8 protein-coding genes are annotated in these 7,413 nt (G+C 45.4%); all 8 read right to left on the reverse strand.

The genetic code is table 11. The features are described from left to right. Positions 1–173: 173 nt before the first annotated feature. The gene (locus QVP35_RS06590) at positions 174–1,196 is read right to left on the reverse strand and encodes an alpha/beta hydrolase (protein WP_006568679.1); all 1,023 of its coding nucleotides are present in this window, start codon (positions 1,194–1,196) and stop codon (positions 174–176) included. Positions 1,197–1,490: 294 nt separating this feature from the next. Then, complete coding sequence (locus tag QVP35_RS06595) at positions 1,491–2,465, reverse strand: sugar-binding transcriptional regulator (protein WP_006568680.1); 975 nt, start codon at positions 2,463–2,465, stop codon at positions 1,491–1,493. Between the two features lie 117 nt (positions 2,466–2,582). Continuing rightward, positions 2,583–4,205: a PTS system mannose/fructose/sorbose family transporter subunit IID gene (locus tag QVP35_RS06600; RefSeq protein ID WP_006568681.1), complete on the reverse strand. Its 1,623-nt coding sequence runs from the start codon at positions 4,203–4,205 to the stop codon at positions 2,583–2,585. A gap of 26 nt (positions 4,206–4,231) precedes the next feature. Then, the gene (locus QVP35_RS06605) at positions 4,232–4,729 is read right to left on the reverse strand and encodes a PTS sugar transporter subunit IIB (RefSeq protein WP_009289202.1); all 498 of its coding nucleotides are present in this window, start codon (positions 4,727–4,729) and stop codon (positions 4,232–4,234) included. Between the two features lie 29 nt (positions 4,730–4,758). Continuing rightward, positions 4,759–5,208, reverse strand: a complete 450-nt coding sequence (locus QVP35_RS06610) for a PTS sugar transporter subunit IIA (protein WP_039947023.1) — start codon at positions 5,206–5,208, stop codon at positions 4,759–4,761. 186 nt (positions 5,209–5,394) lie between these two features. Further along, the gene (locus QVP35_RS06615) at positions 5,395–6,075 is read right to left on the reverse strand and encodes a transaldolase family protein (RefSeq protein WP_006568684.1); all 681 of its coding nucleotides are present in this window, start codon (positions 6,073–6,075) and stop codon (positions 5,395–5,397) included. Beyond that, positions 6,059–6,952, reverse strand: a complete 894-nt coding sequence (locus tag QVP35_RS06620; RefSeq protein WP_006568685.1) for a glycyl-radical enzyme activating protein — start codon at positions 6,950–6,952, stop codon at positions 6,059–6,061. Before QVP35_RS06620 ends, QVP35_RS06615 begins: the two co-directional genes overlap by 17 nt. 4 nt (positions 6,953–6,956) lie before the next feature. After that, the coding region (locus tag QVP35_RS06625) for a glycine radical domain-containing protein (protein ID WP_288187770.1) at positions 6,957–7,413 on the reverse strand (457 nt) is incomplete at its 5' end.

The raw sequence follows: 7,413 nt of genomic DNA on the forward strand, positions 1-7,413 counted from the left end.
GACACAGCCCTCAGGCATATGTCCGCTTCCGGCAGTCTTCCGTCTTATTCTCTCCTGACCAGCAGGATTTCATCCGGGCACACCAGCATATTTTGTTTTCATTTCTTTCTGAATCTTACCACACATTTACTGAAACTTCAATCATCAGCGGAACAGACGACAGATCTCATTTTTTACATGCGTTTTACTCTTTCGGCGATCTCCCGGATACAGTCTTCCGCCTGGGGCAGTGAACCGATCCGGTCAAAAAACCCGTGGTCCAGGCCCTCATATAAGATCACCTCCGTATTTATCCCGGCCTCAGTGAGCCGCTTTACAAATTCGTCATTGCATATTTTAAAATAGTCAAATTCTGCCTCTATCATCAGAGTCTCAGGCATTTTTGATAAGTCTTCTGCATAAAGAGGCGATACATTTCCGTCCATTGTAGAATATCCATTCTGCACATACAGCTCTTCCATATAACCTGCCAGTTCTTTAAAGCGGAACAGCCGGTTCATAATATAATCCTTCTGCCCCTCATACATGTCATATAAAGAATAGTCCCAGTGATACGGCGTCTTCTCTGCCGGAGTCAGGTCGAGGGCTCCATAAATATAAACCGCCAGCTTAATTCTCTCTTTCTGATCCATAAGACAGCAGTTGGCAGCCAGGGTGCCGCCTGCACTCTCTCCCATAACTGCAATCTTATCCTCATCGATTTTCAGTTCCCCCGCATGTTCCGTCATCCAGTCTAAAGTTCCCAGCACATCATCTGCCGCTCCTGGAAACGGTGTCTCCGGGGCCAGACGGTATTCCGGCGAGATCACCACTGCCTCTGCCTGTTCCGCCAGATACCGGCATTGATTCCCCTTTGTCTTCACATCCCCGCCAAAAAATGCGCCTCCATGGATAAACAGCACCGCATTCTTTTTCTTTCCGGTGTCCTTTCCCCCGTATATATGGATATTGATCATATGATCTTTTACTTTAATAATCTTCGAGATCTCCCAGATTTCACTTGTCGTGATATCCTCACCTTCCCGTTTCATCTCCGTGCGCAGAAGGGCCAGGTCAAGATCCTCCGACGGGATCTGATTTTTCTGATAAAACATACCGACCCTCGGCTCCCCTTTTGCCATCTCCCTCTCCAGAACTTTCTTCTCAAATGCATGGGGCGTTATCTCTTCTAATTTTTCTTTCACACAAATCTTCATTTTTCTCCCTTTCTATATCAAAAGAAAAAATCCCAAAGAAGCTTGTTCTTTGGGATTTTTGTCTTTAAACAACCTGCTCCAGCAGACATTACGTCCATTTTCACCAGTTCGGAGGCCTTGCATTCGAAGAAATGTTAGTTTTTCTTCTTGAAGCAAAGTTTCGCAGGCGGTGCGCAAAGCGCAGTGAGGCTGTCTGAGCGTTAGCGAGTTCCGAACGGGCCGCCGGAGGAACTTTGCTGAAAGTTAGAAAATCTTACATCCCTGAGACAGCAAGCCGGAGAACTGGTGAAAATGTCATACTTTAGCCAGATATTCTGCTACATTGTCATCTGTGATCAGCACATTGATCAGCTGGCCTTTTAATACGCTTAAGATCGCATCTTTTTTCTCCATGCCATATGCCACGCCGACGCGGATCGGTATTTTTTTCAGGTCTTCCAGGCTTAAACTGATCAGTCTTCCTTCAAAGTCATCTTCGATCAGTTCTCCGTCCTTGTTGACCACATGGGAAAGGATTTCTCCTGTTCCGCCTTTTTCCTGCATCCGCTCAAACTCTTCCACTGGAATGAGTTTTGCATTGATGATAGCGGAGTTTTGATCCACGGTTCCGATTCCCATTACCGCCACATCTGCCGCTCTCGCCAGGTCCATGACTTCCTTCACACTGGCCTCGTTGAGGAAATGTTCTTTTATTTCCGAGGACGTCACATACTGCGGTGCCAGCAGCTGATAGCCGTTGCCGTTGATGATCTTTGCCACCTCATCGATCAGGTAATTAGAGTAAGCCAGACGAAATGATTTCTCTGCAGTAAGAGGAATGTTGGTCGTGGCCATCAGAGGCACCACCTTAACATCGTCCACCTTGAGGAATCTCAGCCTCACGTCCTTCGCCAGGCACTCCACCGTCTTCTGCAGGGTCACTCCTCTTGTCAAGGCAAGAGTCATATGGTTCTTCAGCGTTCTCAGTATATAGTCTGACGCATAAAAGGCAATTTCTTCACTGAGGTCTTCACCATCTTTTACACAGGCGATCACTGCCTCCTTTAAATGAAACTTTTCTTCCAGAATCGTCTCTGTACTTGTCATGGCCCCGTCAGGATAATTGATCTTGATCTGTACATACCCTTCTTTTCTGGCCTGAGCCAGGGTCCTTGATATGGTCGTCCTCGAAACGTTCAGTTTTTTCCCTATCTCCAGCTGTGACATCCCCTGTTTATAATGCATTTCTACCACTTTGATGATGAATCTTTCTTCTCTCAATTTGCCCACGCCTTTCTGTTTTCAATCTATACCCTTCGGGTAAACGTGCTTCGCACGATAAGGTATTTTTCTATTTCTAGTATACATAACTCCGGAAGGACACGTCAATCGAAAGAATCAGCTGAATTAAATAATAACTCCCAAGCATCCCAATACTAAAGAGACTATTGTAACTCCCAAAGTGGCCGCAAAATAGTTTCGTTTTACTTTTGAAAGATATCCCCATACACAGAGTACAACGATCAGCGGAAGCAGTCCCGGCACAATAGAGTCAAAAATGGACTGGAGTGTCGTCGTGTATGCGCTTGTGGCAAATTTTATTGGTGTGGATACTGTCACATAGGTAGAGGCAAGCCCTCCCATCATAAACAGTCCTAAAATACTTGCTCCTGCAATAATCTTGTTGACTAAGCCTGACTTCAGCATATTTTCTGCAAAAGAGTATCCAAATGTGTAGCATTTCTGTGTTAAGAAATATCCGATTCCAAAGCAGATCACAGTCAGCAGTACGATTGGCCCGATGCCGCCCAATGGATTTCCTTTCTTAGCAAGGGGAAGGAATAAACCGATTAAAAGGTACATCAGGGTTGACCATGAGATCGTGTCACCGATACCTGCCAGCGGTCCCATCAGACCGGTTTTGAGGTTCATGATAACCTCTCCCGGAATCGCTTCATAGTTGCGTGACTTCTTTTCTTCCAGTGCTAAGGTAAGTCCAAGAATCGGTCCTCCGCCCCAGTGTGCCTCTGTGTTAAAGAATGTCATATTTCTTTTCAATGCTTCAATATAACGCGGTTTATTTTCTTCTCCCGGATAAAACTTCTTCAGTGCCGGTACCAATGATGTACAAAAACTTGGCGCCTGCATTCTCTCGAAGCTGTGGCAGGTCTCTGCGCTGAACCACCAGATCACCCAGGATTTCAGGATATCTTTTTTACTCAGCAGTTTTTCTGCCGGTTCTTCTTCCTCATCTTCGTCGTCCTCATCCTCGTCTGTCTCTCCCTGGAACTCGTTGGATTTAAATGTGATGTAAAGGAATGTCAGGAATCCTCCCACCATCAGCAGCGGAATGGTTCCGATCTTCGTATACTGGATCAGGAAAAATCCTGCGAAGAAAAATGGAATATATTTTGGTTTTGAGATCAGGTTTGCAATAATGGCAAATCCTACTGCCGGAAGACAGGCTCCCATGGCAGATAAACCGTTTGTCACTGCTGCCGGTATATTATCCAGCACTCCCTGAAGGGCACCGCTTCCAAAATATAATGCGATGGCAACCGGGACACCAAAGCAGATAATTCTTGCGATGGCACAATATATCACCGACCATCTGGTCATTCCTGCCGCATTGCCCTTTTCTACGAATGTATCGCCTTTCTGGGCAAAAAATCCGGCCATTAAGTAAATCAGATTTGTAATCTGTGCTCCCAGCAGTCCAACCGGCACTGCCAAAGCAACTGCTGCTGTAGTGTTGAGTCCGGAAGCCATAGCAACCGGAATTGCTATATAAGCGGCCAGACAAGGATCTGACGGCTGATTTCCTCCCGCTGAGATGACTCCCAGGTAAATCAGCTGCAGTGACGCACCAATAATCATTGCCTGCGGCATGTCTCCGAGCACGGCTCCGACAACCACCGCGTTAAAGATGACGGTATTGAACATGAAAGCTCCGGCCGTATAAGGAACACAGCATTTTGCTATCCCGCAGAATAAGCCAAGCAGCACTGCCTGTAAAATTGTAATCGTCATAGTTTCTCTCCTCCTATGTAAATAAGTTAGTGCAGATCAGGAAATGTTTTCTTCATGATTTCCAGCGACTCTTTTTTGTCTGTGGGCTGCATCTGGAAGTATAACTTCACTCCGGTCTTTTCAATATCCATTAAAGTCTGTGCCTCACTCTCTGACAGACCAACCTGCTTATAAATCTGCTTTCTGTCGTTGATGATCGCCATTTGTCCGATGGTGATCTCCTCGAAGGACACCCCTTTTTCCTGGAGTTCGGCGATCTGTTTTACATCTCTGAAAAGTACGAACACATTTTTCGTCCCGAACTGGTTTTTCTCCCATGCTTCCACTGCTTTGTCCACAGAGAAAATACTTACTTTGATATCCGGCGGCGCTGCAAACTTTAACACGCTTTTCTGCATCTTATCTTTCGCCACATTGTTGTCTATGACCACGATGTGCTGCGCTTTAAAGACATTGACCCACTGTGTTACCACCTGTCCGTGAATTAACCTGTCATCCACTCTCACTGCTAATTTCTTTGCCATAAGCTCTCTCCTTTTATTTTGATGGTTATTTACTCATCATCATCGTTAAGAAATCCTTCCACATCGATTCTGAAAATTCCCTTTTTGCCATTTTCCACTGTGTCCATGCTGAATTCCTTTCCTATGAGTTCTTCCCTGGACATCACTGCATTGATCAGCATCGGTAAATTCATTCCTGCCGCAACTTCCAGTGTCTTTCCTGTCTCCTGAATGTATCTCATAACCTGGTTGCACGGCGTTCCGCCGAACAGGTCAACCATGATCAGGCTTCCCTCCGGAAATGCTTCGATCATTTCTGTAAAAGCTCCTCTGTACTTGTCAATATCATCTCCTGCTTCCAGAGAAAAGGCTGCGATGTTTTCACTGTCTCCGAAAATCATCTGTGCAGTTTTTACCAGAGAGACTGCAAACGGTCCGTGACTTAATAAAATGATCCCCGGCAGGTCTTTGTTCATTTTTTCCTGTCTGTAAACCTTCAAAATTCGATCCTCCTGTTCATACTTCCATATAAGTGTGATTATGTTCTCTATGGTGTTATTATATCCAGCTGTTTCCTCTTTGTCAATAGAAAATGCACATTTTTTCATTTTAGTGGTTAAAATCACAAAAGAGCTCCGGAAACAATTCCGGAGCTCTTCGTGCCAACAAATAATCTATCTTTTTTTCTAAAAATCCAGCATGGTCTTCCCCTCACCGCAGCAGCTCTCAAAATCACGGATAAAGTCTTTCACCGCGTTTTCTGCAATCCCGTTAAATGCAAGTGACTTTAACAGATCGGAACTGACTGTCACCGCACCGATGCCGCCTTTCCCCATATCAATGACCTGCTGTGCGTTTTTAAATGACGCTCCAAGGACTTCGGCCTTATAGCCTGCAGCTTTTACCATCATGTGGATATCCAGAGCAGTCTGTACACCGTTGTATCCCAGATTGTCCAGACGGTTTACATAAGGCGCCAGAAACTCTGCTCCCGCCTTGGCTGCCAGAAACGCTGACATCGTGCCGTAAATGGCCGTGGCTGTAACACGGATATTCTCACTGCTTAAAATAGAAATTGCTTTTAATCCATTTTCCGTGACGGGGACTTTGATAAAGGTATCTTTTCCCAACACAGATACCATATATTTCGCCTCTCTCACCATATCTTCCGTTTCCACAGATAATACCTGTGCGTGAAGCATGGCATCTGAAGGAATCAGGCTGCGGATTTGTTTCAGCTGGTCCATCGGATCAGGATTTCCTGTTTTGCTCAGAATGGTAGGATTTGTTGTCACCCCATCATATGGGTATTTGCTGTACAATTCCTCAATATTTCTTAAATCTGCATCATCAATTAACATTAACATCTGAATCTTCTCCTATATATGATAAAATTTTTTGTTTCCACTGTTCCTGTACTTCTTTGGAGGGCACAGAGAATTCTATGCTCTCACCTTTTCCTAATCTCTTTTCTTTTGCAATGCCCATCCGGTGGTAGGGCATGATTTCCCATCCTTTCAAATTCCTCAGTTCTTTTATGAGTCCCGCGATTCCTCTGAAATGTTCCTCTGTGTCGTTCACTCCCGGGATTACCGGGCACCTCAAAGTGATCACTGCACCCTTCTGGTAAAGAAATCTTAAATTTTCAAGAATCTTCTTGTTTTCCACTCCGGTCAATTCCCTGTGCTTTACATTGTCTGTCTCTTTATAGTCCCATAAAAACTCATCCGCATAGGGAAGAATCCGTTCATAATTCCTCTGGTCAGAATACCCGCTGGTCTCTATGGCTGTGGACAGTCCCATCTCCTTCGATTTCTTTAACAGCTCAAGAACAAAGTCTGCCTGTATCATCGGCTCCCCGCCCGAAAGAGTAATTCCACCTTTGCTTGTACGGAAAAATGCCTGGTCTATACAGACTTCTTCGAGAACTTCCTCTGCCGTCATTTCTTCTCCCACCAGTTCCAGTGCACCGTAAGGACAGCCTTTTGCATATGTTTCTTTTATGGACTGTGACTCTTTGGATACGGTCTGCAGATTATGACAGATGCCGCCGCATTTGCCGCACTTCCGGCATTTGTTTTCAAAATACTGCAGTTCAGCGGCCGGTGCCAGCCCTTCAGGGTTGTGACACCACAGGCATCTGAGCGGACATCCCTTCATAAAAACATTGCTCCTGATTCCGTCACCGTCATGAATTGAAAAATGCTGGATACCAAAAATCAGCCCCTTCACTTCCTCTTCCATATCTCTATCCTTCCCCGTACATCGTTCTTGCAATAATTTCGTTCTGCAGCACTCTGTCGAGATTCACAAAAAACTCGCAGTAACCGCCTACGCGTACGATCAAATCCCTGTGCTTTTCAGGATGGACCTGGGCATCTTTTATATCGTCCAAATTTGTTGTATAAACCTGGATCTGCGGTCCTCTGTTTTCTATGTAGGTCTTAAGGAGGCTGATGGCAGCCTGCCTCCCTTTTTCCTCATTTAAAAATGCAGGATTCAGCTTATAATTCAAGGCATATCCGCCCGTTATATAGTCATCATTCAGCCGGATGACAGAATGGAGCAGCCTGGTAGGGCCCTTTACGTCTTTTCCCTGTCCCGGTCCCATGCTGTCACTGAACGGTTCTCCTTTATGCCTGCCGTTTGGTGTCGCACCGGCAATTTCCCCGTGATAAATGTGGAAAAAGTAACCGAAGAGCGTC

It is taken from the genome of Anaerostipes sp. CAG:276, assembly GCF_000432215.1.
Lineage (GTDB): Bacteria > Bacillota > Clostridia > Lachnospirales > Lachnospiraceae > Anaerostipes > Anaerostipes caccae.

Coding starts and splice junctions, on each gene's coding strand:
- QVP35_RS06590 (WP_006568679.1), bottom strand. CDS start 1,196: ATGAAGATTTGTGTGAAAGAAAAATTAGAAGAGATAACGCCCCATGCA.
- QVP35_RS06600 (WP_006568681.1), bottom strand. CDS start 4,205: ATGACGATTACAATTTTACAGGCAGTGCTGCTTGGCTTATTCTGCGGG.
- QVP35_RS06605 (WP_009289202.1), bottom strand. CDS start 4,729: ATGGCAAAGAAATTAGCAGTGAGAGTGGATGACAGGTTAATTCACGGA.
- QVP35_RS06615 (WP_006568684.1), bottom strand. CDS start 6,075: ATGTTAATGTTAATTGATGATGCAGATTTAAGAAATATTGAGGAATTG.
- QVP35_RS06620 (WP_006568685.1), bottom strand. CDS start 6,952: ATGGAAGAGGAAGTGAAGGGGCTGATTTTTGGTATCCAGCATTTTTCA.